Below are 25964 nucleotides of genomic sequence, written 5' to 3' on the forward strand. Positions count from 1 at the left end.
CTCATCCCGCCAGCCATATGCGCGGCCCCGAGCCGGGGCAAGGGGAGATCTCTGAAATTTCACTTCGAGACCTCGGTGACGCCCGTCGGGCCAATCAGGTGACGCGCGCCTCGGGATGGATCGCCGTACCAAGGATGTGATCCGACCGGTGGACCACATGATGTGCCTGCCCCACGATCAGAGGATCGGGCTGGCCCACGATGTCATGATCCTTGTCCGGATAATCCAGCGTCGACAGGAAATGCCGCATGCAGTTCAGCCGGGCGCGCTTCTTGTCGTTCGACTTGACGATGGTCCAAGGCGCGTCGGCGGTGTCGGTATAGAAGAACATCGCCTCTTTCGCCTCGGTGTAGTCATCCCATTTGTCCAAGCTGGCCTTGTCGATGGGCGACAGTTTCCATTGCTTCAGCGGGTCCGTCTCGCGGCTTTTGAAACGGCGCAGCTGCTCATCCCGTGTCACCGAGAACCAGTATTTATAAAGCTGGATTCCCGACCGAACCATCATGCGCTCCAACTCGGGCGTCTGGCGCATGAACTCGAGGTATTCGTTCGGGGTGCAGAACCCCATCACCCGCTCGACCCCGGCCCGGTTGTACCAGGACCGGTCATAAAAGACCATTTCGCCGACGGTGGGCAATTCCTGGATATAGCGCTGGTAATACCACTGGCCCTTCTCCTCCCAGGTCGGCTTGTTCAGCGCCACCACCCGGGCCTGACGCGGGTTCAGATGCTCCATGAACCGCTTGATGGTGCCGCCCTTGCCGGCGGCGTCGCGACCCTCGAACAACAGCACGAACTTCTGCCCGGTCTCCTGCGCCCACAACTGCACCTTCAACAATTCGGCCTGCAACTGGGCCTTCTGCTTTTCATAAGCCGCCCGGGACAATTTCGAGCGATACGGATACTCCCCGCTTTCAAAGGCCTGCCGGATCTTTTCGCGGGTGGGCGCTTCGGTGTCCGCGTTCGGTTTGGCCATGACGGCCACGGGGGCTGCGGTCGTCTTTTTTCGGATCACTGCGTCCATATGCTCTCTCCTGTGTCACTGTCCGCCGAAACGCCTAGCAGATCTGCATCTTTTCCGCGTTGATCCGTATCAAGTTGACTTCGGCGACGGCTCCGAAAACTCTGCAGGTGTGAACTCAGTCAGGGGCATCCCGCATGGACAGCGAATTCTTCGACCTCAACGGCCACCCGTTCTTCGTCCGCCGCTGGGGCGATCCCAACCTGCCTACGCTTTTGATGTTGCACGGTTTCCCGGAGTATGGCGGCGCGTGGTCCGACCTGGCCCCGCACCTGTCGGACCGCTTTCACTGCATCGCGCCGGACCAGCGTGGCTATGGTCAAAGCTGGGCCCCCGAGGGTATTTCGAACTATGCGCTGTCAAAGCTGGTGTCGGACATGGCCGTGCTGATCGAGCAGGTTGGCGACCCCGTCACTGTGCTGGGACATGATTGGGGCGCCTCGGTGGCTTACGGAATTGCCATGTTCCACCCCAAGTTGGTCAGCCGCCTGATCATCGCCAACGGTGTTCACCCTGTCCCGTTCCAGCGCGAACTTGCGGCAGGAGGCAAACAATCCGAGGCCTCTCAATACATCAACCGCCTGCGCGCGCCCGATGCAGCCGAATTTCTTTCGGCCGGCAACTTCGCCAAGCTCGAACAATTCTTTCGGCATGGCATGGGGTTGGACTGGATGAGCGACGCGCGCATGGGCGACTATCGCACCGAATGGGCCCGCCCGGGACGGCTCGACGCCATGCTGAACTGGTACCGGGCCTCACCCCTTGTGGTGGCTGAGCCAGGCGCGCCCTGCACGGACCTGCCGGAACTGCCCGTTGACAGGCTGAGGGTCCGCTGCCCGCATTTGCTTCTGTGGGGGCCGCGGGACAAAGCCTTGCTTCCCGAATGCACCGATGGGCTGGAAGAGTTCGCTCCCAACCTGACCCGCATGCAGATCGACGGTACAGACCATTGGCTGCATCACCAGAAACCTCAGGCGGTGGCCGACGCTATTCTCGATTGGGTTCAGGACAACTGAGCCAACTCTTCGCCCGACGCCGAAGGACGCAAGAGGCAGCGCCCTTCACCGATGGCCCCAGTCATCCGGATTGTCCGAATTGTTCGGGGACAACCCCAGAATGTCGCCCTTGGTCGAACAGCCAAGCCCCAGAACGGTGCGGTTGGCATAGGAGAAATAGGCGCAAACCTGATTGATCTCCAGGATCTCACCATCATCCCAGCCAACAGATCGCAACGCGTCGATATCCGCCGCCGCCAGGCCAGCCGGGTTCTCGGTCAGTTTTCGGGCATATTCCATCGCCGCCATCTGTGCGGGGTCCAACGGCGCCGTCTCGGGTGTTTCCGCCTCGACCGCCGCGCGGATGGCCAAACCGCGCTGCTCGTCGCCCAAGAGTCGCTGCAACCCGCTGAAATGATGCTCGACACAATAGCCGCAGCGATTCAACGAGCTGACCCAGACCCCGAGCACTTCCAGAAACCACTTGGGAACCGAGTTTCCTGAATGGTGCAGCACATTCTTGTAGAGCGCCATGTGACCTTCCATCGAATGTGGACGCAGGGAATGCACCATCATGATGTTGTCCACATTGTTCCCAGGCCCCGTGACCCGGTCATACAGCGTCTTCAACCGACCGCGTGCCTCGTCGAATGGTATCGTCTTGATCCAGCTCATCACCTGCTCCTCCAAGATTTCCGCATCTCAGCGGGAAAACCACCCGTTTTGCAACCCGCCGCCGCCCGCAAGTTTGATACAACACCTCGCGCCCCTCTTCCCCCGACCCACATCACCTGCCATAATGGGCCAAACCCAAAAACAAGAGCAGCACCCATGCCCGACGACCTGTTGACGCCCGAATCCACCAACACCTACGACGCCTCCTCGATCGAGGTCCTCGAAGGTCTGGAGCCCGTGCGCAAACGCCCCGGCATGTATATCGGCGGCACCGACGAACGGGCACTGCACCACATGGTGGCCGAAATCCTCGACAACTCGATGGACGAGGCCGTTGCCGGCCATGCCAACCGTATCGAGGTGGAACTGCACGACGATTACGCCCTGACCGTGCGGGACAACGGCCGCGGTATTCCGATCGACCCGCACCCGAAGTTCCCCGACAAATCCGCGCTTGAGGTGATCCTGTGCACCCTGCACGCGGGCGGCAAGTTCTCGGGGAAGGCCTACCAGACCTCGGGCGGTCTGCACGGCGTGGGCGCCTCAGTGGTCAACGCGCTGTCGGATTCGATGGTCGTGCAGGTGGCCCGCAACAAGGAGCTGTACGAACAGCGCTTTTCGCGCGGCATCCCGCTGGGTCCGGTCGAAAAGGTGGGCTCGGCTCCCAATCGGCGCGGCACCACCGTCACCTTCCACGCCGACCCCGAAATCTTCGGCCACCACAGGTTCAAACCCGCCCGCCTGTTCAAATCGATCCGCTCCAAGGCCTACCTGTTCTCGGGCGTTGAAATTCGTTGGAAAACCGCGATCGACGACGGCGAGACGCCTACCGAGGCTACCTTTCACTTCCCAGGTGGCTTGTCGGACTACCTCAAGGAGACGATGAACGGCTCCTCGACCTATTCCGAACAGCCCTTCGCCGGGACCGTCGATTTCAACGAGAAATTCGGCACCCCCGGCAAGGTGGAATGGGCGATCAACTGGACGCCGTCGCGCGATGGCTTCATCCAGTCCTACTGCAACACCGTTCCGACGCCCGAGGGCGGCACCCACGTGGCGGGCTTCTGGGCCGCGATCCTCAAGGGCATCAAGGCCTACGGTGAACTGATCAACAACAAGAAGGCCGCCCAGATCACCCGCGATGACCTGATCACCGGGGGCTGCGCGCTGGTCTCGTGCTTCATCCGTGAACCCGAATTCGTCGGCCAGACCAAGGACCGTCTTGCCACGGTCGAGGCGCAGCGGCTGGTCGAAAACTCGGTCCGCGACCATTTCGACAATTGGCTGGCCGCCGACACCAAATCCGCCGGCGCCATTCTGGATTTCCTCATCCTGCGGGCCGAGGAACGCCTGCGCCGACGGGCCGAGAAGGAAACACAACGCAAGTCCGCCACTAAGAAACTCCGTCTTCCCGGCAAGTTGGTGGACTGTAGTAGTTCAACACGTGACGGCACCGAATTATTCATCGTCGAGGGCGACTCGGCTGGCGGTTCGGCCAAGATGGCCCGCGACCGCAAGACACAGGCCCTGCTGCCCCTGCGCGGCAAGATCCTGAACGTCCTTGGCGCGGCCAGCTCGAAACTGGGCACCAACGCCGAGATCAATGACCTGACGCAGGCGCTTGGCGTAGGGCTGGGCACCAAGTTTAACATCGACGACCTGCGCTATGACAAGGTCATCATCATGACCGACGCCGACGTGGACGGCGCGCATATCGCCTCGCTGCTGATGACCTTCTTCTTCACCCAGATGCGCCCGATGATCGACACGGGCCACCTGTACCTGGCCTGCCCGCCCCTCTACCGCCTGACCCAAGGCGCCAAGCGTGTCTATTGCCTGGACGAAGCCGAGCGCGACGAATGGCTGGAGAAAGGTCTGGGCGGCAAAGGCAAGATCGACGTCAGCCGCTTCAAGGGTCTGGGTGAAATGGACGCCAAGGACCTGAAAGAAACCACGATGGACCCCAAATCGCGGAAATTGATCCGTGTCACCATCGACGAGGACGAACCCGGTGAGACCGGCGACCTTGTCGAGCGCCTGATGGGCAAGAAACCCGAACTGCGGTTCCAATACATTCAGGAGAACGCGCGGTTTGTGGAGGAGTTGGATGTTTGATTTATTCCGGATTTGAATGTTTCTTATGCCGGAATTCAAAAGAGAAGTACTATTAGGTGGCGAGCACAAGTTTGAGCCTCGCAGCCGACTGGAGGGCAAACACAATTATTGTCGGCATGTGTTTATTGACATGGACGGCACTTCACGCGAAGTAGTTCGTCTTAACGTTTGGGATGATCGCCTACGTGAAGATCTTATCGCCTTTCATTTTTGTCAGCAGTACGGAAAACTAAACTACAGTGAGAGTAGCGAGCCCCCGCAATTCTACGTAGTTGGGCGTGATTGCCCATGGGATTTCAAATACGTGATGCACGATGGCACCAGCTTTAACTTGGAGATTTGCCGGGTAGCCGATCCCGCACTTCTGAAGTCGATCAATGCAGAAAATGATTGTACTTTGCTGCTTCAGAAAGCGAACTTGAAAGGTTTTGAAATTCGCAAAGTGGAAAAGCACTTTCCCGGCACTTTTCCGAGTGAAATTGTTGAAAAAGCAAATGCGCCAAACGGCAAGAAACAGTCTTTCAAAAACGAGTTTGTAGAGAACGGTCCAAAGCTATTTCTTCGCCCACCAATGAACCCAAAGATTGATCTTTGCGCAGCTATCTCTCAAGCAGTAGAAAAAAAGCTTCAAAAAAACATAGAGATAAAGATGAAACGATTCTTGTCCTTGATAATCTTACAACCCATAGCGAGCCGAACGATTTCTTTGATGCTTTTGGCGCAATTGCGGATGAAATCTCTTTAACGCCCTTCCCATCTATTTGGCTGTACACAGGTTACTATTCCGATGATAACGGCTACAATTGTGAGTTCTCGCTAATTCCATTGAAGGCCGATGACGAAACTCGTCAAAAGCTTACTGTGGTTAAAGAACCCCCAATCCTCCAATTCTTGCGCTCGCCCATGAGGCTAGTTAGGCGCGTGCAGGAGGCTTTGCATCAAGCATTTCGTGGATAGCGCGGGACGTCGCCACGAGCGGCACGCAAACACGCCCCTTGCCTAACCCGTTGATCTCGTTCACACTTACCCTCAAACCGTCATTCAAGAACGAGCTTTGAGGTTCCGAGCGTCCAAAACCCAATTTGAAAAACGGATATCCGAACGGGAGGACGACATGAATACTTTGACCCTCGGGCTGGCCCTGACCCTGATGGCCTCGGCAGCCTCCGCACAGCAGATGCTCAGCACCGCATCCCCCATCCCCGACGGCGCCGAGACCCGGTTCTGCTATTACGAAGGCATGGCCTATTCCGAGGACGCCTTTGTGCTGATGGTCGGTGACAACACCGTCACCAGCACGGTGAGCACGGTGCAGGAACGCCTGTTGCGTTGTTACCGCGAAAGCGACGGCGTGCTGCGTTGGCGGCCTCAGAGCACGTTTCAGGTCAGCAAATAAAGCCTGAACGGCCCCTAGCCCAGCTTCTGGTCCAGCCAGTCCGCGATCTGTGCGGCTGGCTTTTCCCAACCGGGCTCCATGAACAGAAAATGCGCGTGACCTTCTGCGGACAGAAAGGTCGCGCGGTCGCCATAGAGTTTCGCCAAGGCACGGCAGGTGTTGGGGTTCACCGCCCTGTCCTCCGAGCCTGAAACGATCAGAACCGGGCAGTCGACCTTGTCGATATCAACCTTCATCGCGTGGTGATCGTCGAACATCCAGAAAAACATCTCGAACATCACCCGCCCGCTTTCCGGGCCAAGCTGATCGAAGACCGCATGTTGCTGGGGTTCGGGCATTTTGTTCAGTGCAAATGGGGCCATCAGGTCGAAATCGACGCGCATGGGCTGCTTCCAGAACGCCCCGCCCTCCATCAAGGCGCGCGGCACGGCGCGTTCGTCATCGGTTTCCGGCAGGGTGCCCCAGGCCGCGTTCGGGTTGATCAACACGATGGCGCTGGCCAGCCCGCGAGACGCAACCTGCTGGGCAACGACGCCCGCAATGGCATGCCCGAGGATCACGGGCTTGCTGCCCAACCCCTGAACGAATTCGGCGATGTCGTTGGCATAATCCATCACGCTGGTGTCGGTCAGACCCGCATCGGACTCGGCTGCGGGATCGCCGCCATGAAACCTCAGCGCAGGGGTGTGCACCGTCCAGCCACGGGCGCGGAAGAACCCCGCGTAGTCCGCCATGCACCACGGCCCGGCAAATGCCCCGTGGATCAGCACAATCTCTTTGCTCATTACGTTCTCCCTCCGGCCCTGACCCAAGTATGGGCATCCTGACACGCGTTACAACTGCACGTGATCGCTGTTGCGTGGGAAGACTGACAACTTAAACTCGGGTGCATGAGCTTCATCACCGACTACCAGCTGCCCCTGCTGTTGCTGTTCTTTCTGGCCGGATCGATTGGCACCGCGTTCCTGTTTCGCAAACCAGCGGGTCACCGGGCATGGAAGCTGGCCGACCTCGTGTGGGTCGTGTTGGGTGGGCTGGGCGCGCTGGTGGCGGTCATGGCGGGGCTCTACAAATCCGACAGCTCAAGGTTGGACAGGCAGATCGACGTTGCCTATGCGGCGACACTGGCCTTCGATCGCGACGCCGCGCGGTTCCGGCTGCGGTTCTGCGATCCGGCCTACGACCCGGACACGGCGGTTTTGTGCGACAAGGTCGAGTTCCTGTCGGCCTCGACCGCCAGCAACGCCGACCTGCCGCTGTTCATCGCCGTCACCAACGAAGTTGCGCCGCTGCAGGGCCTGAACTTCATCTTCGGCGCACGGTCCCGAGGCCAGATGGATGACATTCAGGACATGGCCGCCAAGGCCGATGCCTTCGACATCGAGCAATTCCTAGTATTCACCACGCTGGACGAAGAAACGCAGACCGCGATCGACAACATGCGGCGGAAAGTGCCGGCAATCGCCGGAGACTATATGATCCTCGCGCAAAGCTATGATGACCTGATCGCTCAGGTCGCCAAACTGAAAGGAGAGTGGGAGTACCTCCAGGAAAACGCCCACATTCTCGTTCTACAGATCATCGCGCTGTGTCTTGTCAGCTTTGCGGCACCATTCCGGTTGGGCAAATCTGTTGTCGAGTTGCGGTCCAACCTCATCACCGAGCCGACGGCGCGGCAGCCACCCCCTGAAGCATCTGGGACCGGGGTTACTGAGGTGGCGCCTCAGGACGCGTCCGACCACGGCGCCCGGCACCTGTAATGGCACGCGCCCGCAACAGAGTCGCGCGCGGCAGAGAGCGCATGAGCGCCTCCTCCTTCCCCGGTTGATCCGGATATCCGCCGGCGGCCTTGTACAATTGCGCCGGCAGCAGCAGACCCTGATCACCAGACGCCAGTCCGAAGACCCGGCTACGCAGATTGGCCCAACCTGCCGTCAAACTCGGGCTCAGGCCTGAGGACCGGAACCCAAGGCGAAAAACACCCGGACGCTGCGTTACAAGGTGCTCGGCCACCGCATCGGTCCACCCCGGCTCAAGCTCGGTCCCCGGACGGATGATCAGCAACCAGTCGCCCACCGCGGCGTCGCATCCCACGCGCAGCTGCGCGGTACGAGACCCGGCCCCGGCAACGATCCGGGCACCTGCTTCATCGGCAATACGCAACGTATGATCGGTCGACCCTCCATCGGCGATGACAAGTTCGCGGATCAGACCGGCGTGCAGACCTTCCATCAGGGTCATCAGCGAGCGCGCGAGTTCGGTTTGGGAATCGAATGTCGGAATCACGATACTGATCGGGGCGGACACGTTCGAAACCTCTGGTCTTGGCAACGGGTTCGCTTATATCACCGCTCTCAGGGCAATGACGAGGACCCAAAGATGAGCACCCGCCGCATTTTGCGCCTGACCGGCACGGATACCGACAGCTTCTTGCAAGGTCTGGTCACCAATGACACCCGCAAGCTGGATGATGGTCTTGTCTACGCGGCCATCCTGACCCCGCAGGGCAAGTACCTGGCCGATTTCTTTCTGAAACGCGATGGCGACTCGGTACTGCTGGACGTGGTTGAGGGGATGGCGGATGCACTGATCAAGCGGCTGAACATGTACAAGCTGCGGGCGGACGTGCGTATCGAGGAAACCAACTTGCACCTGCAACGCGGAACCGGGCCCGCACCCGAAGGCGCCCTGCCCGATCCTCGTCACCCCGATATGGGCTGGCGCGCATATTCTGACGCTCCCGAAGCCGATGATGGAACGGATTGGGACGCAATTCGGGTGCGTTATTGCATCCCGGAAACCGGGATCGAGCTGACACCGGACACTTATATCCTCGAGGCCGGTTTCGAGCCGCTCAACGGCGTTGATTTCAAAAAGGGTTGCTATGTCGGGCAAGAGGTAACCGCTCGCATGAAGCACAAGACCCAGTTGCGCAAGGGGCTGCGGGTTGTCGCCATCGACGGCGCGGCTCCGGTCGGCTCCGAAATCCTCTCGGCGGGAAAGCCAGCTGGTACGCTGTTCACGCAATCGAACGGACAGGCCATCGCCTATCTGCGCCTTGATCGGGCGGGCGACGACATGCAGGCCGGAGACGCCCGGCTGCGTCTGCTGGAGTGAGCCTGTTGCCCAACCGGCACGACCACTAACCGGGCTGCTTTGTAAACGTTTTATCCGGCCCGGCCACACGGTAAGACTTGAGGCACTTGGCTGATCGGGTGCCTGCATGCTCCAACTGTATTCAGCCATCTGGCGCGCCAGCGCCGGACGGCAAGTCATACTGATCCTGTTGTCCTTGTCGGTCGCGGCTCTTGCCGCGGCCCCGTTGGAGTTTCAACGGGACATCATCAACCATCTGACCTCGGACAATATCGAGGCGCCTCATCTCCTGCTGCTGGGTGCAGGCATGATGGGGGTGATCCTGCTGAGCCTCGCTCTGAAGTGGGTGCTGGGATATCGCGCGGGGACATTGGGCGAAGACATGATCCGTCGCATTCGCCAGCTTTTACTGGCCCGCACCGTGGATGTGGACGAGTCAGGCGAGAATGTCCGCAAGGGGACCATGACGACGGCCATTTCTGCCGAAGCCGAAGAACTGGGCAAATTCGCAGGCGGCGCGTTCTCGGACCCGGTCGTACAAATCGGAACCTTGGTCAGCGTGATTGGCTACATCTCGTCGACGCAACCCTGGCTGGGACTGATTGCCCTTTCGATGATCGCACCGCAGATCCTTATCGTTCTCGTCTCGCAGAGAAAGGTGAACGTGTTCGTGGCGGACCGCGTCCGCATATTGCGTAGCGCGACCGACCATCTGACAATCGAAAACATTGAGGCCGTGACTCAAGAGGTGCACGACCAGTTCGACGCGATCTACGACACCCGGCGGCGGATGTTCCTGTGGAAATTGTCGGCCAAGTTTCTGCTGAGCGTGATCAACGGTGCAGGCACCGTCGGTGTTCTGATGCTGGGCGGATGGCTGGTTCTGCAGGGAGAAACCGACGTGGGAACCGTCGTCGCCGCGACCAGCGGTCTGGCCCGGATCCAGGGGCCGACCGGGTTTCTCATCGCTTTTTACCGGCAGGTCAGCGCCAATCGCATCAAGTTCGAGCTGTTGCTGGAACTGTTCGGCCCGGACCGCGCCCGCTACCGCCGGGGCGGGGCCGCCTCGCAAGAAAAAAACCGCGCCGAATAGCGGCGCAGTTTCTTGGTCTTTCTCCGAGTATGACGCAACGTTACGCGCGCTCGGAATATTCCATGGTCTCGGTGTTCACGACGATCATCTCGTCCTGCGCGATGAACGGCGGCACCATGACTTTGACCCCGTTGTCCAGAACCGCCGGCTTGAACGAGTTCGCCGCAGTCTGACCTTTGACGACCGGTTCAGTCTCGACGACCTTGCAGACGACTTTCTGAGGCAGCGTCGCGTTCAGCGCCTCGCTTTCATAGAATTCGACCACGATGGTCATCCCGTCCTGAAGGAACGGACGACGGTCACCCAGCAAATCTGCAGGCAATTCAATCTGTTCATAGGTCTCGGCATCCATGAATACCAGCATCCCGTCGCTTTCATACAGGAACTGCTGGTCTTTCTGCTCCAACCGAACACGCTCGACCTTGTCCGCGGAACGGAACCGCTCGTTCAGTTTCGAACCGTTGCGCAGGTTCCGCAATTCCACCTGTGCAAAGGCACCGCCTTTGCCCGGTTTGACGTGATCGACCTTGACCGCCGCCCACAGACCGCCGTTATGCTCAAGCACATTGCCCGGGCGAATTTCGTTCCCATTGATCTTGGGCATGACATATTTCCTTCACACATGGTTGATGCGTCAGTTGTCGTCCCTATATCTGGCGGGACCGATCCATGCAATACAACGAAACCTAGTGCTGCACCTGCAGAGAGCCATGCAAATGACGCAACGCAACTATGCAAATTAGGTGTATCCGAATCGCACTAAATAGGTCATAAGGACCGCCACGCCGAAAATTACAAGAGCAAGAACAACAAGGAAAACGAGATGAGAGATTTCGTTGACGGCACCGCCTTTAACAATGAGCAAGGCAACCGTGCCCGCAAACTTTTCGCGGCCGTTGTGCTGGCTGCACTCGATGATGCCATCGCCGATGACAAGAAATACGGCAATGGCCCGGAACAAATCGCCCGCTGGGCACGCTCGCGCGATGGTCGCGAAGTGCTGTCCTGCGCTGGCATCGACCCGAACGAACGGGTTGTCCACGGACTGATGGAGTTCGTTGGCCGTGGCGTGCGTACGTCCGTCGCCCTGTCGCGCGAAGAAAGCGAACGCCGCAACGCTGCCCAGCAGGCCGAAGCCGCCTAAGGCTTTGCCCGACCCAAAAACGCGCGCCGGTACTTTCGGCGCGCTTTTTTTTGCCCTGTACGCAGCGGAATGGTCGCATTCGTCGTGCAAATGGCCCGATCCACGCTTTCGTCGGCTGAATAAATGCGGTCATCTGCCAACATCCGCAGGAGGCTCAGATGGTTCGCGCGATCATGATTCAGGGGACCGGCAGCAACGTCGGCAAGTCGATGCTTGTGGCCGGGCTGGCCCGGGCCTTTGCGCGGCGAGGGTTGAAGGTTGCCCCTTTCAAACCGCAGAACATGTCCAACAACGCCGCAGTGGCGGCAAACGGAGGCGAGATTGGCCGCGCCCAGGCGCTGCAGGCCCGGGCGGCGGGGCGCGCGCCCCATACGGACATGAATCCAATCCTTCTGAAGCCGGAAACCGATACCGGTGCGCAGGTGATCGTTCAGGGCAAGCGGGCGGGAACGATGCGGGCCAAGGACTATCGCAAGGACAAATCCAAACTTCTGAACGCTGCGCTCGAAAGCTTTGCCAGGCTTTGCCAAGATGCCGACCTTGTGCTGCTCGAGGGCGCCGGCAGTCCGGCCGAGACCAACCTGCGAGCAGGCGACATCGCCAACATGGGCTTTGCCTGCGCCGCAAATGTGCCCGTCATACTGGTGGGAGACATTCACCGGGGCGGCGTCATAGCGCAGATCGTAGGCACCCATGCAGTGCTGGAGAACGCTGACCTTGCAATGATCCGCGGCTTTGCGGTCAATCGTTTCAAGGGAGACGTCAGCCTGTTTGATGACGGGCGCGACGACATTGCGGCACGCACCGGATGGCCTTGTCTGGGCGTCGTTCCCTGGTTTGACGATGCTTGGAAACTACCGGCCGAAGACATGATGGATATCCGCTCGCACGCCGGCGGCACCTGCAAGGTTGCGGTGCCGCAGTTGGAGCGCATGGCGAATTTCGACGATTTGGACCCGCTGTCTGCCGAGCCGGGTGTTTCGGTCGAGATCATTCCGGCTGGCCGCCCCCTTCCCGGTGACGCGGATCTGGTGATTCTGCCGGGCAGCAAATCAACGATCGGAGATTTGGCCTTTTTCCGCAAACAGGGTTGGGACATCGACCTGTATGCCCATGTACGGCGGGGCGGCCATGTTCTTGGCCTCTGCGGCGGGTATCAGATGCTGGGCCGGGTGATCGCTGACCCCGACGGAGTGGACGGCAGACCCGGCGGCGTCGATGGGCTGGGTTTGCTGGACGTGGAAACGGTTATGTCCGGGGAAAAACGGGTCGAACTGCAATCAGCGCAGGCCTTGCCCGGCGGCGAGCCTGTCACCGGCTACGAAATCCACATGGGGCGCACCCAAGGTCCGGATACTGCCCGCGCATGGTTGCAGGTGGAAGGGCGCCCGGAAGGCGCCGCATCGAGAGACGGGCGCGTTCTGGGAAGCTATTTGCACGGCATTTTCGCGTCAGACGCCTTCCGCGCGTCGTTTCTGCAGCGGTTTGGAGCCAAGTCGGAACTGGCATACGAAGTCAGTGTTGAGCAAACGTTGGAGTCTTTGGCCGATCACCTTGAACAGCATATGGACCTTGATGCCCTGCTGTCACTGACAGCCGAGCCTCGGTTCGGCTGAGCGTCAATCCAAAGTTTGAGCGGCCAAAGCGCGGTTGATCTCGCGCCGCACCAGCTTGCGAATGTTGCGGGTGATACGTTCACCCAGCGCGCCCTGCAGTTCCTGACGGACGATGTCTGCGATCAACTCGCGCAATTCGTCTTCATCCATCGTGCCGGTCGCCATCGCCGGCGTTTCCTGATCCAGCTTTACTTCGGCCTCTGAGGCATCCCGGTTGTCGCGGATAAACGTGGCAGGCGTTGTTTCCTCGTCGCTGTCAGCGTCCATCTCAGCTTCGGACGCAGCCGCATCCTTCGACGTCGAAAACCCGGTGTCCGAGGCCCAACTGACCGTGTCGGTGCGCGTGCCGGAATAAGCGTCGTCGCTTTCACCGTCAGGCTCCCACTGATCTTCGGTCCGCGCAATCGCAGCCTCAAGAGCTGCGATCTTGGCGCTCAGGCTTCCGGCCAGATCCCTGCGGCCTTCGCGATCATCCGAAGACTCACCGCCAATGTCATTGATTGCCGGCGTTCCGGGACGAACGATATCGCAAGACCGCAACCGCATAGGTTGAGACAGGTCGTTGGCCGGGCGCACCGCCTCGACATTCGCAGCATGCTGCGAGGCCGCCTCAGCCGAGATCTTTTGGGCCAGTTTCAAAGGTGCTTTTGGATCCTCGGCCGGTGTGCCAACCCGCAGGGCATCCGTCAAAACCAGGCGTCCCGGCTTGCGAGCCGCAGTCGCTTTGATCAGGTTCGGGACCTTGCGCCCTTCTTCGCTGACCAAACGCTTGATCGACGACAATACGTCTTCGACACCTGCTTTGACACTGCTATCCGTCATTGTTCTCTACCGCTCTGACCTTTTGGACCAGTGTATCCAATCCGGTCGAACCTAACAACAGATAGTGTGGCTGATCAATCGCGCCGCAAAGCTTTGAGAACTCGATCCAGGTCGCGGCTTTGCTTGCTGATCTGTGCTGGCGCCTTTTTGACCAAGTTATAGTAGAGTGTCGGGTCATAAATCTGGACTGCCAGTCCAAGGCGCTCGGCGGTCAACAGACCTTGCGCCTGCAACAGCTGATAGGCAGCCAAAGACCGTTCCGTCCGCGAGGCAACTTCGGCCAATTGTGCGTCCAGCAAATCCTGCTGAGCTGTCAGAACGTCCAGCGTGGTCCGAGCCCCCAGCGTGGCCTCTTCGCGAATCCCGTCAAAGGCGACCTGCGATGCGCGTACCCGTTCGACGGATGCCCGCAGGCTGGCCGTGGCCGTTTCAAAGCGCACATAGGCGTCCGTCACACCCTGAGTGATGTCTTTCTGCACATTCAGAAGGTTGGCGCGCGATGCGTCCCGCTGAGCCATTGCGCGGCGCACGTTGGCCGCCAATCGACCACCGGCATAGATGGGCTGATTGAAATTCAACGAGATGGACGCATCGTTGGTATAGTCGTCGTTGTCATAGCTTTCCGTGATCCCCGCGTCTGCGTTCAAGCTGACATTCGGACCGAGACCCGCGCGCTGCTGCTGCACGGTCAGATCCAAGGCACGCACCTGATGCTGCGCCGAAAGGATTGCCGGATGGTTTCTTTGTGCCAGGCTGATGGCCTCGGCCAATGAACCGGGCAGCTTCGGCAGACGCGGCTGGCCCGCTGTACGGCCAGGCTGTTTGCCGACGGCATTCACGTATTCCGCTTGAGCGGTGCTCAGGTCGCCTCGCGCATCGGCCAAATCAGCCTGCGAGCTTGCCAACTGCGCTTCGGACAGCGCGACGTCGGTCCGGGTGACCTCACCGACTTCAAAACGGTCCTGCGTGGCCCGCAGTTCCTCGCCCGAGAGATTGACGTTGTTCTGGCGAATCTGAACCGTTTCTTCCTGCAGCAGAACACTCAGATAAGCCGTCGTTGCGCGGAACAGAACCTGTTGCTCAATATCGATCAATGCCTGGCGGGTTGCCAGAACTGTTTCCTGAGCCGACTGTTTCCCGAGAATCGATGCACCGCCGTCATAGACCAGCTGGCTCAGCGTTAACCCCGAGAAGAAGCGCGATGGTTCGACCGTCGACACCACAGTTCCGGCGCGGGTCTTGGCGTAATCCTGGCTGACACGGACGGTCCAGTTGATGATCGGGCGCAGGGCCGACAACGCGATTGCAACGTCTTCGTCGGCTGCGCGCAGCAAGGCGCGGTTCTGTTCCAACAGCCCGCTTGTGTTGTATGCACCGATGAACGCGTCGGTCAGATTGTCCGCCAAAACCGAGCGCCCCGGCATCACGCTCAGCGCGATTCCCGCCGTCAGAGCGACTGCCTTGACCAGCTTCCCTCCAGCCGTTCCAAGCATACCCAAATCCTCTCAAATCAAAATAACGCAAGCCCGCAGGCAGTTTGCGCCTTTGTTTTCAACTAATCAAGGGACCGCGGAAAACCGCTGATCGACTATAGCGAAAATGCACACTCGGCCGAAAACGCTGGCAGTACTAGAGCATTTGCGTTGAAGCCATGACGCCAAGTCACCCGCCCATCGGACTTTCGACCAATGCGAACGGTGCCCAGATTGCCTTCGACGAACAGGCAAGCGATGCGGCCATGATCTTTCAGTTGATCGAGTAGGGCATCGGGCAGACGTTCCACACCGCCTTGGATGATAATGACATCATAGGGGCCATGCTCGGCCGCCCCCTGCTCCAAAGGTCCGACATGAATGATCGCGTTGTCGATATCCGCCTCCATCAGGCGGGACTGCGCGTCGGCTGCGTTGGCCTCGTCATCCTCGACGCCCACCACAAGCTGCGCCATGTTCGCGGCCACGGCGGTCGAGTATCCGAACGCTGGGGCGATATCCAGAACCACCTCGTCATTCGAAATATTCAATGCATCCAGCATCTTCGCCAGAGTCCTCGGCTCCAGCAGGCAGCGCCCGTTTCCCAGGTCGATCAGGTCGCCAGCATAGGCCACTTCGCGACTGGCATCCGGCACGAAGTTCTCACGCTGGACCTTCAGCATTGAATCGATGATCGGGAATTTGGTGACATCAGAGGGCCTGATCTGAGTGTCTACCATCGTGTGGCGTCGGGCTGCGAAATCCGTCATGTGACCGCTCGTATATTTCCCATGGTTGCTCGGCTTTTGCCACATCCGATCCCGCCCGGCAACGGCCAGCCCGGCAAAAATTGCAGGCCGCGACAAAAGTTGCCACTGCGCTGACCGACCATCCAACGCCGTGGTCGGCGGAATTTTCAGCAACCCTCTGGACGTTGTTCGGGAAAGCTGCTAGAACCGCGTCTGCACCACGTCAAGTAATTGAAATTGCTTGAAAAGGCGAGTTGGCGGAGTGGTGACGCAGCGGATTGCAAATCCGTGTACACCGGTTCGATTCCGGTACTCGCCTCCAACTTTCCAGCCTCGCATTGCATCGCTGTTCTCTGGTCCTGTGATAGTCGCCTGGACCAGTTTGTTGATACGAAACGCCAAAATACGCGCGGAGATGGTTAGCGCAGCCGAGCTAACCAGTAATTTCCGGGCAAGGATTTAGTCCGCGCTGGGTCACCAGCGACGCGGTCGGTACATGCGAGCCCCCCCGGAAAGGGCGTGCCTTGCGCTGACCGTCGGATCAGACCGCGCTTCGGCCTTGAGGAATCACCTCATACCCCGGCTCTTCCGGTTCATCGTCCTGCATCTCGGCCGGAAAACCGGGCGCGGTAATGCTCAGCCCGGTTGCATCCTCGAGCCGTCGAATGACGTTGGGCGACAGCTCGCGCGCGCCATAGCGGGCGATGGCGTCGTCGAAGATCTTGATCATCAACGGGTTCATCTCCAACGGCACGCCGGCGCGGTCGGCGACCTCCTGGAACAGGCCGATATCCTTTTTCACCAGGTCCATGGTGAAGGAAATATCGCGCGAGCCGTTTAGGATCACCTGGCTTTCGGTCTCATGTACGAAGGAGGTACCGGACGAAATCTTGATCGCCTCGTAGGTGGTGTTCAGGTCCATCCCGGCGGCCTTGGCGGTCACCAGCGCCTCGGCGCAGGTGATCAGGTTGGCAGTGGCCAGATAGTTGGTCAGCACCTTCAGAACCGAGGCCGTGCCCAGATCGCCGGTATGCAGAATGCGCCGGCCCATCGTCGTCAGGAACGGCAGAATGCGCTCGAACGTGGCCCGGTCGCAGCCCGCGAAGATCGAGATATTGCCCGTCGCCGCCCGGTGGCACCCGCCCGAAACCGGGCAGTCCACCGCCGCCCCGCCGCGTTCGATCACCATGGCCCCTAGGCGTTTGACCTCGGCCTCGTCGGTGGTGGACATCTCCATCCAGATCTTGCCGCGGGTGACCTCGGGCAGCATCTGCTGCATCACCGCGTCCGAGGCAGCGGGCGACGGCAGGCAGGTGATGACCGCATCGCAATCGCGCATCATCTGGGCCGGGCTTTCACCGGCTTTTGCTCCCTTGGCGGCGAACTCCGCCACAAGATCGGGGTTCAGGTCGTGTACCGTCAGGTCGATACCGTTGCGCAGCAGCGACCCCGACAGCTTGCCCCCCACATTGCCCAAACCGATGAAACCGACCTTCATGTTCTGCCCTCCCGCAGGCGCAATTTCGTTGACACGAGTATTTCCGTTGCCCATCGACAAAAGAAACGAATAATAAGTCAATCTAAATGCAAAATATTTTGGTGCTGAATGGACCGCCTGCCCAATCCGGCCTGGCTGCGCAGCTTCGAAGCCGCCGCCCGCCATCTGAACTTCACCACCGCCGCGCAGGAACTGGGCCTGACCCAGACGGCAGTGTCGCTGCATATCCGCTCGCTCGAGGCGGACCTCGGGCAGCCGCTTTTTGCCCGCAACGCCCGACACCTGTCGCTGACCGAGCTGGGCCAGTCCTATGCGCTGACCGTGCGCCGGGCGCTGTCGGATATTGCGCTGTCCACCAACAGCTTGTTCGGCCCCGCCTCGCGGCAGGCGCTGACCATCCGGGCGGCGATATCGACGATGACCTACTGGATCGCGGCCGAGCTGCCCGCGTTCAGCGCCCAGCACCCCGAGATCCCGGTGCGGCTGGTGTCACATATCTGGAACGACTCGGCCGCGCCTGCGGATGTGGACGTGGAAATCCGGCTGGGCTATGGCGACTGGCCCGGAGTTGCGGCCGAACAGCTGTGCTCGGAACGGCTGGTGCCCGTCTGCCGGGCGCAGGACCCGGCGCCAGACCTGCAAAACGGCCCGTTGATTCACATTCTGGGGTATGAGGACAACTGGGCGCGGTACTTCGAGGCCACGGGCACCGACCTGCCCGACCGCCCCGCGCGTAATTCGGCGGATACGACCGTCACGGCGCTGCAACTGGTGATGGCCGGCGCTGGCTATGCCACCGTTCTGGAGCGGTTCGCGCGCAACGCCATCGCCCAGGGCGCGCCGATCCGGGTTGCGGGGCCGGCGATTCCCTTTGCCCAGTCGCATTATCTGATCCGCAGCGTCAGCGCGGCGCCTCCGTCCATCCCTGCCCAGTTGTTCCTGGCCTGGCTGCGCGACCGGCTGGCCGGCGATGCCGCGGATTGATCCCGGCAAGTCGCTTTTTCGATCCGACGCGAGGCACTTGGCCCCGCGCGCTTGACAACCCCCCTGCCCGTGCCGCATGTCGCTTGCGTTGGTGTCTGTGCAAGCAGATGAAAAGGGAATGCGTCAGCGGTTTTCCGTCAAACGCAGCCGCCCCCGCGACCGTGACCGGAGAGGGTGCCCAAATGCCACTGGCTGCTGGCCGGGAAGGCGGGACATCCGACAGAGCGCCGCTCTGACATCCGCAAGCCGGGAGACCTGCCAACGCCCGAAGACAAACCGGACGGGGTGTTCCGGTGTCGGGCCCATGTCCGCAACGTGGCCCGCGCATACCCCGTCCCCCGACAACCGAGTGAGGGGGGATGAGAGACGTGACCGAGACCACACCAGTTGAACTGCTGGTCTGCACCACCTGCCGACGCGGGCTGCCCATCGAGGATGACGCCCAACGCCCCGGCACGCTGCTGCACAAGGCGCTGGCCGCTGCCGACCTGCCCGAGGGCATCACCCTGAAGCCGGTCGAATGCCTGTCGAACTGCGATCAGGGCTGTTCGATCGTTCTGCGCGGCGGGCCGTCGCGCTGGACCTTCGTCTATGAAAACCTGAACGAATCCGACCATGTCGAGATCATCGTCGAAGGCGCCACCAAATATCTGGCCGCCGATGATGGCCTTGTGAAATGGCGCGACCGCCCTGAACATTTCCGCAAGAACTGCGCCGCCCGCATTCCCCCGATTGGAGCATGAGCATGAGCACCCTCGAAAAACTTCCCGTCACCGTCATCACCGGCTTTCTCGGCTCGGGCAAGACCACGCTGATCCGCCATCTGATGCAAAACCCGCAGGGCAAGCGGCTGGCCGTGGTGGTCAACGAATTCGGCGACGTGGGCGTCGATGGCGAAATCCTGAAAAGCTGCGCGATCCCCGACTGCCCGGCGGAAAACATCATGGAACTGGCCAATGGCTGCATCTGCTGCACCGTGGCCGATGACTTCATCCCCACGATCGAGGCGCTGATGGCGCTCGACCCGCGCCCCGATCACATCCTGATCGAAACCAGCGGTCTGGCCCTGCCGAAACCGCTGCTCAAGGCGTTCGACTGGCCCGACATCCGTTCCAAGATCACCGTGGACGGCGTGATCGCTCTGGCCGATGCCGAGGCCGTGGCCGCAGGCCGCTTCGCCCCGAATGTCGCGGCGGTGGATGCCCAGCGCATGGCCGATGACTCGATCGACCACGAAACGCCCCTGTCCGAGGTGTTCGAGGATCAGATCTCGTGCGCCGACATCATCCTGCTGACCAAGCCTGACCTGGCCGGCCCCGAAGGCGTGGCCAAGGCGCGCGAGATCATCGCCGCCGAGGCGCCCCGCCCCCTGCCCGTGGTCGAAGTGGCCGAGGGTGCGGTGGACGTGCGCGTGGTGCTGGGGCTGGAGGCCGCAGCCGAAGACGACATGGACGCCCGCCCCTCGCATCACGATGGCCATGACGAACACGAACATGACGATTTCGAAAGCATTGTGGTCGAGCTGCCAGAACAGACCGACCCGGCGCAGCTGGTCGCCAATATCGAGCGTCTGGCGAACGAGCTGAACATCCTGCGGGTCAAGGGCTATGCCGCCGTTCAGGGCAAGCCGATGCGCCTGCTGGTCCAGGCGGTCGGCGCGCGGGTGCGGCACCAGTATGACCGCCCTTGGAAACCGGAGGAAGAGCGCCGCTCGCGCCTTGTGGTCATTGCCGAGCATGACGACATCGACGCAGATGCGATCCGCGGCATCCTTTCGGGCGTCACCGAGGCCGCCGAGTAAGCACCGATGCACGTCGTCTTCCGCGAAAGCCACGGGCTCGAAGAAACCGAGACCCCGACCGATCTGGGCCAGAGCTCGGCGGATCTGGTGGTGCTGTCCTTTTCGGACAGCGACCTGGGTGCTTTCGCGGTCGGCTGGCATCGCGGCGGCGGGCCCGAGGCGCGGATGCCCTCGTTGCGGCTGGCCAACCTGACGGCGCTGAAGCACCCGTTGTCGGTCGACACCTATGTTGAGCAGACGCTGGAGGGCGCCAAGGGCATCCTGATCCGGCTGATCGGCGGCGTGCCCTATTGGTCCTACGGGTTGCAGCAGGTGCTGGCGCTGGCGCAGGCCAAGGGCATCGCGCTGGCGGTGCTGCCCGCCGACGGGCGCGAGGATACGCGGCTGGACGACTATTCCACCCTGCCGGTCTCGACCCTGCGGCGGCTGGCGCATCTGTGCGACACCGGCGGCGAGGTGGCCGCGCAGGCGGCGCTGGCGCAGATGGCGCTGGCGGCGGGGCTCTATGCCGGGCCGGTGATGGGGGCCAAGACTCTGCCCGACTGCGGCGCGTGGTGCCCGGATCGCGGCGTGATTGCGCCCGAGGACGCATTCGCGGGCGAAGGCCGGCGCATCATCGTGACGTTCTACCGCGCCTACCTGACCGCGGCCGATACCGCGCCGGTCGCGGCCCTGATCCGAGAAATCCGCGCGCGGGGTCATCAGGCGGTAGGGCTGTTCGCGCCCTCGCTCAAGGCGCCTGCGGCGGCGGAATGGCTGGCCGAGATTATCCCCGAGATGACGCCCTCGGCGATCATCAATGCCACCTCGTTTTCGGGCAAGGGCGCGTCGGGCACATCGCCCTTGGACGTGGCGGGCGTGCCGGTATTTCAGGTCGCGCTGGCCACTTCGCGCCGCAATGCCTGGGCCGAGGCCGAACGCGGCATGTCGCCCGCCGATCTGGCCATGCATGTGGTCCTGCCCGAGGTAGACGGGCGTATCACAGCCGGTGTCGCCTCGTTCAAGGAGCCGGGCAAGCGCGACCCGCAACTGGAATATTCCCGTTTCGCCCACCGGCCCGAGCCCGACCGGATCACCGCCATCGTCGACCGGGCGATGGCCTGGGTGGACCTGGCCGAGAAGCCAAAGGCGCAACAGATCCCCGCGCTGGTCTTGTCCACCTATCCGGGCAAAGACTGGCAGATGGCCCATGCGGTGGGGCTGGACGCGCTGGCCTCGGCCGAGGCGATCCTGTCCGACCTGCAGGGCGCCGGCTATGACACCGCCCCCGCCGAACCGATTGCCGATACCCTGCTGGACGCCCGGATTTCCTGGCCGGTCTCGGCCTACCGCGCGGCGCTGGCGCAACTGCCCGAGGCGTTGCGCGCCGATCTGGAAACCGTCTGGGGCGCACCCGAGGACGACCCGGCCTGCGCCGATGGGGCCTTCCACTTCACCGCGCTTCGGCGCGGCAAGGCGCTGGTGGCGTTACAGCCCGAACGCGGCACTCCGGAACTGCGCGACGACGAATACCACGACCTGTCGCGCACGCCCCGGCACGGCTACGTAGCCTTCTACCTGTGGCTGCGGCACGGGTTGGGCGCCGATGCGCTGATCCATATCGGCGCCCACGGAACGCTGGAATGGCTGCCGGGCAAATCGGTGGCGCTCTCGGCGGAATGCTGGCCCGAGGCGCTGATCGGCGATCTGCCGGTGATCTATCCGTTCATCGTGAACGACCCGGGCGAGGCCGCGCAGGCCAAGCGCCGGATCGGGGCGGTGACGCTGGGCCACATTCCTCCGCCGATGAAGCAAAGCAGCACGCCCGACCGCATGGTGCGGCTGGAATCGCTGCTGGACGAGTTCTCGAACGCCGACGGGCTGGACCCCAAACGGCGCGACCGGTTGCAGGCCGATATCCGTGATGAGGCGCAGGCCATCGGGCTCGAGGCCGATCTGGGGCTGGATCAAGCCACCAGCACCGCCGAGGCGATCACCCGCATCGACCGTTTCGTCTGCGACATCAAGGAAAGCCAGTTCGGCGACGGGCTGCATGTCTTCGGCCGCGCGCCGCAGGTTGCGGGCAATTTCGACGCCGCTGCCTCGGCCCAGGCCGAACGCCAGGCCCTGCTGGATGCTCTGGCCGGCAAACGGATCGAGGCCGGGCCGTCCGGCTCGCCCTATCGTGGGCGCACCGACGTGCTGCCCACAGGGCGCAACCTGTTCACCACCGATCCGCGCTCCGTTCCCACTCGCGCGGCCTATGCGCAGGGCGTGAAACTGGCCGAAGAACTGGTGCGCCGCCACCTGCAGGAGGAGGGCGACTACCCCAAGGGCCTGATCGTCGATCTGTGGGGCTCGGCCACGATGCGGACGGCGGGCGAGGAATTCGCCATGGCGTTGCACCTGATGGGCGTCAAACCGGTCTGGGACCCGGGGTCGGAGCGGGTGAGCGGGATCGAAGTTCTGCCGATCACTGACTTGGAGCGCCCGCGGCTGGACGTGACCCTGCGCGTCTCGGGCCTGTTCCGCGACGTGTTCCCGACACTGTCGGCCCTGTTCGGACAGGCGGTCCGGGCGCTGTCGGAGCGCGATGAGGCACCCGACTGGAACCCCTATGCGGGCCACGCTCCCGCCGCCCGCGTCTATGGTCCAGCGCCGGGCAGCTATGGGCTGAACATGACCCACCTGTCCGAGACCTATACCGACGAGGCCCGCGCGCAGGCCGGTCAGGCCTGGCTGGACGCCAGCGCCTTCGCCTTCGAGGGCGAGCACATTGCCCACGACCCCGACGGGATCACCCAGCGCGTGGCGCAGGCCGACAGTTTCGTGCACCTGCAGGACCTGACCGAGACCGACCTGCTGCTGGCCAATGACTATGCTACGCACGAGGCCGGCTTTGCCGCCGCCAAGAAGCTGACCGGCGGCCAGGCGCATCTGTACCACCTGGACAATACCCGCCCAGAAACACCCCGCGCCCGCACCCTGCCCGAGGAAATCAGCCGCGTGGTCCACGCCCGCGCCGCCAATCCCGACTGGATCGCCGGTATGCAGCGCCACGGATTCCGCGGCGCGGCCGAGATCGCCGCGACGCTGGATCACATGGCGTCTTTCGCACATCTGTCGGGCAGCGTCGCCCCGCACCTGTTCGACCTCTATCACGATGCCACCCTCGGCAACCCCGAGGTGGACGCGTTCTTGCAGCAGGCCAACCCGCAGGCTCATCAGGCCATGCAGGACCGGTTCCGCGCGCTGTTCGAGGCCGGGCTGTGGAACACCCGCCGCAACTCGATCCGCGCGGATCTGGAGGGGTTGGGATGAGCGCCCCGGTCGTTCAGGGCTGGTGCCCCGGCGCGCATCGCCCGATGATGTCCGGCGACGGGCTGGTGGTGCGGGTGCGCCCGCGTCTGGCCCGGCTAAGCGCCGTGCAGACTCTGGGGCTGTGCGATCTGGCGCTGCGGTTCGGTAACGGCACCATCGACCTGACCAACCGCGCCAACCTGCAACTGCGCGGCGTGGCCGAAGACAATCACCAGCCACTGCTGGCCGAGTTGTCGGCGCTGAACCTGCTGGATGCAGAGCCCGGGCTTGAGACCCGGCGCAACATCCTTGTGTCGCCGCTGTACCAACCGGGCGACCTGACCGCGCGCCTGACGCAGGCATTGATCGACCGGCTCGGTGATCTGCCCGCCCTGCCCGCCAAGTTCGGCTTTGCGGTGGATACCGGCGAGGCGCGGCAGCTGGCCGGGGACTCGGCCGATATCCGATTGGAGCGAGGACCTGCGGGCCTGATCCTGCGCGCCGACGGGGCCGAGACCGGCCGCTTGGTGACCGAGGACGCGGCGATCGACTGCGTGATCGATCTGGCCAGGTGGTTCTCCGAGCGCTTCACTTCTGACATCCGCCGCATGGCCCGCCTGATCGCGGTGCAGGCTCTGCCCGACGAATGGCAGGGCCACGCCCCCGGCCCCACGGCACCGGCGCTGCACCCCGGCAACAGCGCAATCGGCCCGATCTATGGCGCGGCCTTCGGGCAACTGCCCGCCGCCGAGTTGCGTGCATTGGTCGAGGCCTCGGGCGCCGCCGCCCTGCGCGTCACGCCCTGGCGGCTGTTCTTGCTGGAAGGCGGGGCGGCGATCCCGGCCCCGGCCTTCGTGACCGACGGCGCCGACCCCCTGTTGACCACCGACGCCTGCTCCGGCGCGCCATTCTGCCCGCAGGCGCAGGCTGAGACCCGCGCCATCGCCCGCGCGCTGGCCCCGCGCGTGTCCGGCAGTCTGCATGTCTCGGGCTGCGCCAAGGGCTGCGCACGCATGGGCGCGGCCGATCTGACGCTGGTGGGCCGCGACGGGCGATTTGATCTTGTAAAACACGGCCGCGCGGGGGATGAGCCCGTCCAGCGCGGGCTGGACCCCGAAACACTGAAGACCATGGACCTGACCTGATGCCCTATGAATACGAAACCGACGGCGCGGCGATCTATAAGCAATCCTTCGCCACGATCCGGTCCGAGGCCGATCTGGCCCGCTTTGATCCGGACGAAGAGCAGGTCGCCGTCCGCATGATCCATGCCGCCGGGATGGTCGGGCTGGAAGAATTCATCCATTTCTCGGACGGCTTCGTGCGCACCGCCCGCGCCGCGCTGGAAAACGGCGCGCCGATCCTGTGCGACGCGCGGATGGTGTCCGAAGGCGTCACACGCTTTCGACTGCCCGCTGACAACCAGGTCATCTGCACCCTGCATGACGAGCGCGTGCGCGCGCTGGCCGAGAAGATGGGCAACACCCGATCCGCCGCCGCGCTGGAACTGTGGCGCCCGCATCTGGAGGGCGCGCTGGTGGCCATCGGCAACGCGCCCACGGCGCTGTTTCACCTGCTGAACATGCTCGAGGACCCCGACTGCCCCCGCCCTGCCGCGATCATCGGCTGCCCGGTGGGGTTCGTCGGCGCGGTCGAATCCAAGGACGCCCTGTGGGAGGCCCAGCCCGTCCCCAGCTGCATCGTCAAGGGCCGCCTGGGCGGCAGCGCCATCACCGTTGCCGCGATCAACGCCATCGCAAGCCGGGCGGAATGACCATGGGCACGATCTATGGCGTGGGCCTCGGCCCCGGCGATCCCGATTTGATGAGCGTCCGGGCCGACCGCCTGTTGCGCGGCGCGAAACACGTGGCCTATTTCCGCAAGCCCGGCCGAACCGGGCAGGCGCGCAAGATCGTCAACGAGATGATCCGCGACGATGCGGTCGAGTTCCCAATGGAATACCCCGTCACGACCGAGATCCCGGTCACCGATCCGCGCTACAACGCTCTGCTGGCCGAGTTCTACGAACGCTGCACCGCACGCTTGAAAGAACTGGCCGATCAGGGCGAGGACGTGGTGGTGCTGTGCGAGGGAGATCCGTTCTTCTACGGCTCGTTCATGCATCTCTACAGCCGCCTGCGCGACGTCGTGCCCGTCGAGGTGGTGCCGGCGATCACCGGCATGTCGGGCGCATGGACGGCCTCGGGC

At 62.4% G+C, this 25964-nt stretch carries 25 protein-coding genes, 1 tRNA gene and 1 riboswitch; of the genes, 17 read left to right on the forward strand and 9 right to left on the reverse strand.

Annotated elements, in window-relative coordinates:
• Positions 1–94: 94 nt before the first annotated feature.
• Positions 95–976, reverse strand: coding sequence for a polyphosphate kinase 2 (ppk2, locus tag AC2FM5_RS09715; protein WP_254430284.1), 882 nt, complete (start codon positions 974–976; stop codon positions 95–97).
• 182 nt (positions 977–1158) lie between these two features.
• Here ppk2 and AC2FM5_RS09720 point away from each other — a divergent pair, with 182 nt between their 5' ends.
• Complete coding sequence (locus tag AC2FM5_RS09720) at positions 1159–2037, forward strand: alpha/beta fold hydrolase (RefSeq protein ID WP_170435058.1); 879 nt, start codon at positions 1159–1161, stop codon at positions 2035–2037.
• A gap of 45 nt (positions 2038–2082) precedes the next feature.
• Here the strand turns inward: AC2FM5_RS09720 and AC2FM5_RS09725 are convergent, their stop codons facing one another.
• Positions 2083–2691, reverse strand: a complete 609-nt coding sequence (locus AC2FM5_RS09725) for a carboxymuconolactone decarboxylase family protein (RefSeq protein WP_170358483.1) — start codon at positions 2689–2691, stop codon at positions 2083–2085.
• Between the two features lie 156 nt (positions 2692–2847).
• On the opposite strand from AC2FM5_RS09725, the gene parE reads away from it, so the two are divergent.
• From parE to AC2FM5_RS09740, 3 genes are all read left to right on the forward strand, one after another.
• Entirely contained in the window at positions 2848–4806 is a 1959-nt protein-coding gene (parE, locus tag AC2FM5_RS09730) for a DNA topoisomerase IV subunit B (RefSeq protein WP_496735268.1), read from the forward strand.
• 25 nt (positions 4807–4831) lie between these two features.
• The gene (locus AC2FM5_RS09735; protein ID WP_496735270.1) at positions 4832–5551 is read left to right on the forward strand and encodes a hypothetical protein; all 720 of its coding nucleotides are present in this window, start codon (positions 4832–4834) and stop codon (positions 5549–5551) included.
• Positions 5552–5920: 369 nt separating this feature from the next.
• The gene (locus AC2FM5_RS09740; protein ID WP_496735272.1) at positions 5921–6202 is read left to right on the forward strand and encodes a DUF1496 domain-containing protein; all 282 of its coding nucleotides are present in this window, start codon (positions 5921–5923) and stop codon (positions 6200–6202) included.
• A 14-nt stretch (positions 6203–6216) separates the two neighbouring features.
• On the opposite strand, the gene AC2FM5_RS09745 is transcribed toward AC2FM5_RS09740, so the two are convergent.
• Positions 6217–6987 (reverse strand): alpha/beta hydrolase, encoded by a 771-nt coding sequence (locus AC2FM5_RS09745; RefSeq protein ID WP_496735274.1) that lies wholly within the window; start codon positions 6985–6987, stop codon positions 6217–6219.
• Between the two features lie 105 nt (positions 6988–7092).
• Between AC2FM5_RS09745 and AC2FM5_RS09750 the strand changes: the two genes are divergently transcribed.
• Complete coding sequence (locus AC2FM5_RS09750; protein ID WP_496735276.1) at positions 7093–7962, forward strand: hypothetical protein; 870 nt, start codon at positions 7093–7095, stop codon at positions 7960–7962.
• On the opposite strand, the gene AC2FM5_RS09755 is transcribed toward AC2FM5_RS09750, so the two are convergent.
• A complete protein-coding gene (locus AC2FM5_RS09755; protein ID WP_367647375.1) occupies positions 7910–8509 on the reverse strand; it encodes a glycosyltransferase in 600 nt (199 codons plus the stop codon). The two genes, AC2FM5_RS09750 and AC2FM5_RS09755, sit on opposite strands and share 53 nt — an antisense overlap.
• Positions 8510–8581: 72 nt before the next feature.
• On the opposite strand from AC2FM5_RS09755, the gene ygfZ reads away from it, so the two are divergent.
• On the forward strand, positions 8582–9319 hold the full coding sequence (gene ygfZ / locus AC2FM5_RS09760) for a CAF17-like 4Fe-4S cluster assembly/insertion protein YgfZ (RefSeq protein ID WP_170370773.1): 738 nt from the start codon (positions 8582–8584) through the stop codon (positions 9317–9319).
• 106 nt (positions 9320–9425) lie between these two features.
• The gene (locus tag AC2FM5_RS09765) at positions 9426–10391 is read left to right on the forward strand and encodes an ABC transporter transmembrane domain-containing protein (RefSeq protein WP_170338230.1); all 966 of its coding nucleotides are present in this window, start codon (positions 9426–9428) and stop codon (positions 10389–10391) included.
• A 40-nt stretch (positions 10392–10431) separates the two neighbouring features.
• Here the strand turns inward: AC2FM5_RS09765 and efp are convergent, their stop codons facing one another.
• On the reverse strand, positions 10432–10995 hold the full coding sequence (gene efp, locus AC2FM5_RS09770) for an elongation factor P (protein ID WP_093962584.1): 564 nt from the start codon (positions 10993–10995) through the stop codon (positions 10432–10434).
• A gap of 219 nt (positions 10996–11214) precedes the next feature.
• Here efp and AC2FM5_RS09775 point away from each other — a divergent pair, with 219 nt between their 5' ends.
• Complete coding sequence (locus AC2FM5_RS09775) at positions 11215–11535, forward strand: DUF6280 family protein (RefSeq protein WP_093962585.1); 321 nt, start codon at positions 11215–11217, stop codon at positions 11533–11535.
• A 158-nt stretch (positions 11536–11693) separates the two neighbouring features.
• On the forward strand, positions 11694–13151 hold the full coding sequence (locus AC2FM5_RS09780; RefSeq protein ID WP_496735279.1) for a cobyric acid synthase: 1458 nt from the start codon (positions 11694–11696) through the stop codon (positions 13149–13151).
• 3 nt (positions 13152–13154) lie between these two features.
• Here the strand turns inward: AC2FM5_RS09780 and AC2FM5_RS09785 are convergent, their stop codons facing one another.
• The 3 genes from AC2FM5_RS09785 to AC2FM5_RS09795 all read right to left on the reverse strand — a co-directional run bounded on the left by AC2FM5_RS09785 (position 13155) and on the right by AC2FM5_RS09795 (position 16215).
• Positions 13155–13973 carry a hypothetical protein gene (locus tag AC2FM5_RS09785; protein WP_170438665.1) on the reverse strand — a complete coding sequence of 273 codons (819 nt, stop codon included), beginning with the start codon at positions 13971–13973 and terminating at the stop codon, positions 13155–13157.
• Positions 13974–14047: 74 nt separating this feature from the next.
• Positions 14048–15466 (reverse strand): TolC family outer membrane protein, encoded by a 1419-nt coding sequence (locus tag AC2FM5_RS09790; protein WP_496735281.1) that lies wholly within the window; start codon positions 15464–15466, stop codon positions 14048–14050.
• A gap of 95 nt (positions 15467–15561) precedes the next feature.
• The gene (locus tag AC2FM5_RS09795) at positions 15562–16215 is read right to left on the reverse strand and encodes a protein-L-isoaspartate O-methyltransferase family protein (protein WP_496735283.1); all 654 of its coding nucleotides are present in this window, start codon (positions 16213–16215) and stop codon (positions 15562–15564) included.
• 227 nt (positions 16216–16442) lie between these two features.
• On the opposite strand from AC2FM5_RS09795, the gene AC2FM5_RS09800 reads away from it, so the two are divergent.
• Positions 16443–16516, forward strand: a tRNA-Cys gene (locus AC2FM5_RS09800).
• Positions 16517–16735: 219 nt separating this feature from the next.
• Here AC2FM5_RS09800 and AC2FM5_RS09805 read toward each other — a convergent pair.
• Positions 16736–17692, reverse strand: a complete 957-nt coding sequence (locus AC2FM5_RS09805; RefSeq protein ID WP_170449383.1) for an NAD(P)-dependent oxidoreductase — start codon at positions 17690–17692, stop codon at positions 16736–16738.
• 108 nt (positions 17693–17800) lie between these two features.
• On the opposite strand from AC2FM5_RS09805, the gene AC2FM5_RS09810 reads away from it, so the two are divergent.
• From AC2FM5_RS09810 to AC2FM5_RS09840, 7 genes are all read left to right on the forward strand, one after another.
• Positions 17801–18676, forward strand: coding sequence for a LysR family transcriptional regulator (locus AC2FM5_RS09810; RefSeq protein WP_170438054.1), 876 nt, complete (start codon positions 17801–17803; stop codon positions 18674–18676).
• A 72-nt stretch (positions 18677–18748) separates the two neighbouring features.
• Positions 18749–18953: riboswitch (cobalamin riboswitch) on the forward strand.
• A gap of 82 nt (positions 18954–19035) precedes the next feature.
• Positions 19036–19419 carry a DUF1636 family protein gene (locus AC2FM5_RS09815; protein WP_093962591.1) on the forward strand — a complete coding sequence of 128 codons (384 nt, stop codon included), beginning with the start codon at positions 19036–19038 and terminating at the stop codon, positions 19417–19419.
• Between the two features lie 2 nt (positions 19420–19421).
• Entirely contained in the window at positions 19422–20477 is a 1056-nt protein-coding gene (gene cobW / locus AC2FM5_RS09820; protein WP_496735287.1) for a cobalamin biosynthesis protein CobW, read from the forward strand.
• Positions 20478–20483: 6 nt separating this feature from the next.
• Positions 20484–23777, forward strand: coding sequence for a cobaltochelatase subunit CobN (gene cobN, locus AC2FM5_RS09825; protein WP_496735289.1), 3294 nt, complete (start codon positions 20484–20486; stop codon positions 23775–23777).
• Complete coding sequence (cobG, locus tag AC2FM5_RS09830; RefSeq protein WP_496735291.1) at positions 23774–24901, forward strand: precorrin-3B synthase; 1128 nt, start codon at positions 23774–23776, stop codon at positions 24899–24901. The genes cobN and cobG overlap by 4 nt, the downstream gene beginning before the upstream one ends.
• Complete coding sequence (locus AC2FM5_RS09835) at positions 24901–25530, forward strand: precorrin-8X methylmutase (RefSeq protein WP_170366531.1); 630 nt, start codon at positions 24901–24903, stop codon at positions 25528–25530. The genes cobG and AC2FM5_RS09835 overlap by 1 nt, the downstream gene beginning before the upstream one ends.
• The coding region (locus tag AC2FM5_RS09840; protein ID WP_496735294.1) for an SAM-dependent methyltransferase at positions 25527–25964 on the forward strand (438 nt) is incomplete at its 3' end. The genes AC2FM5_RS09835 and AC2FM5_RS09840, both read left to right, overlap by 4 nt.

This window comes from Ruegeria sp. BHSA162 (assembly GCF_059613385.1).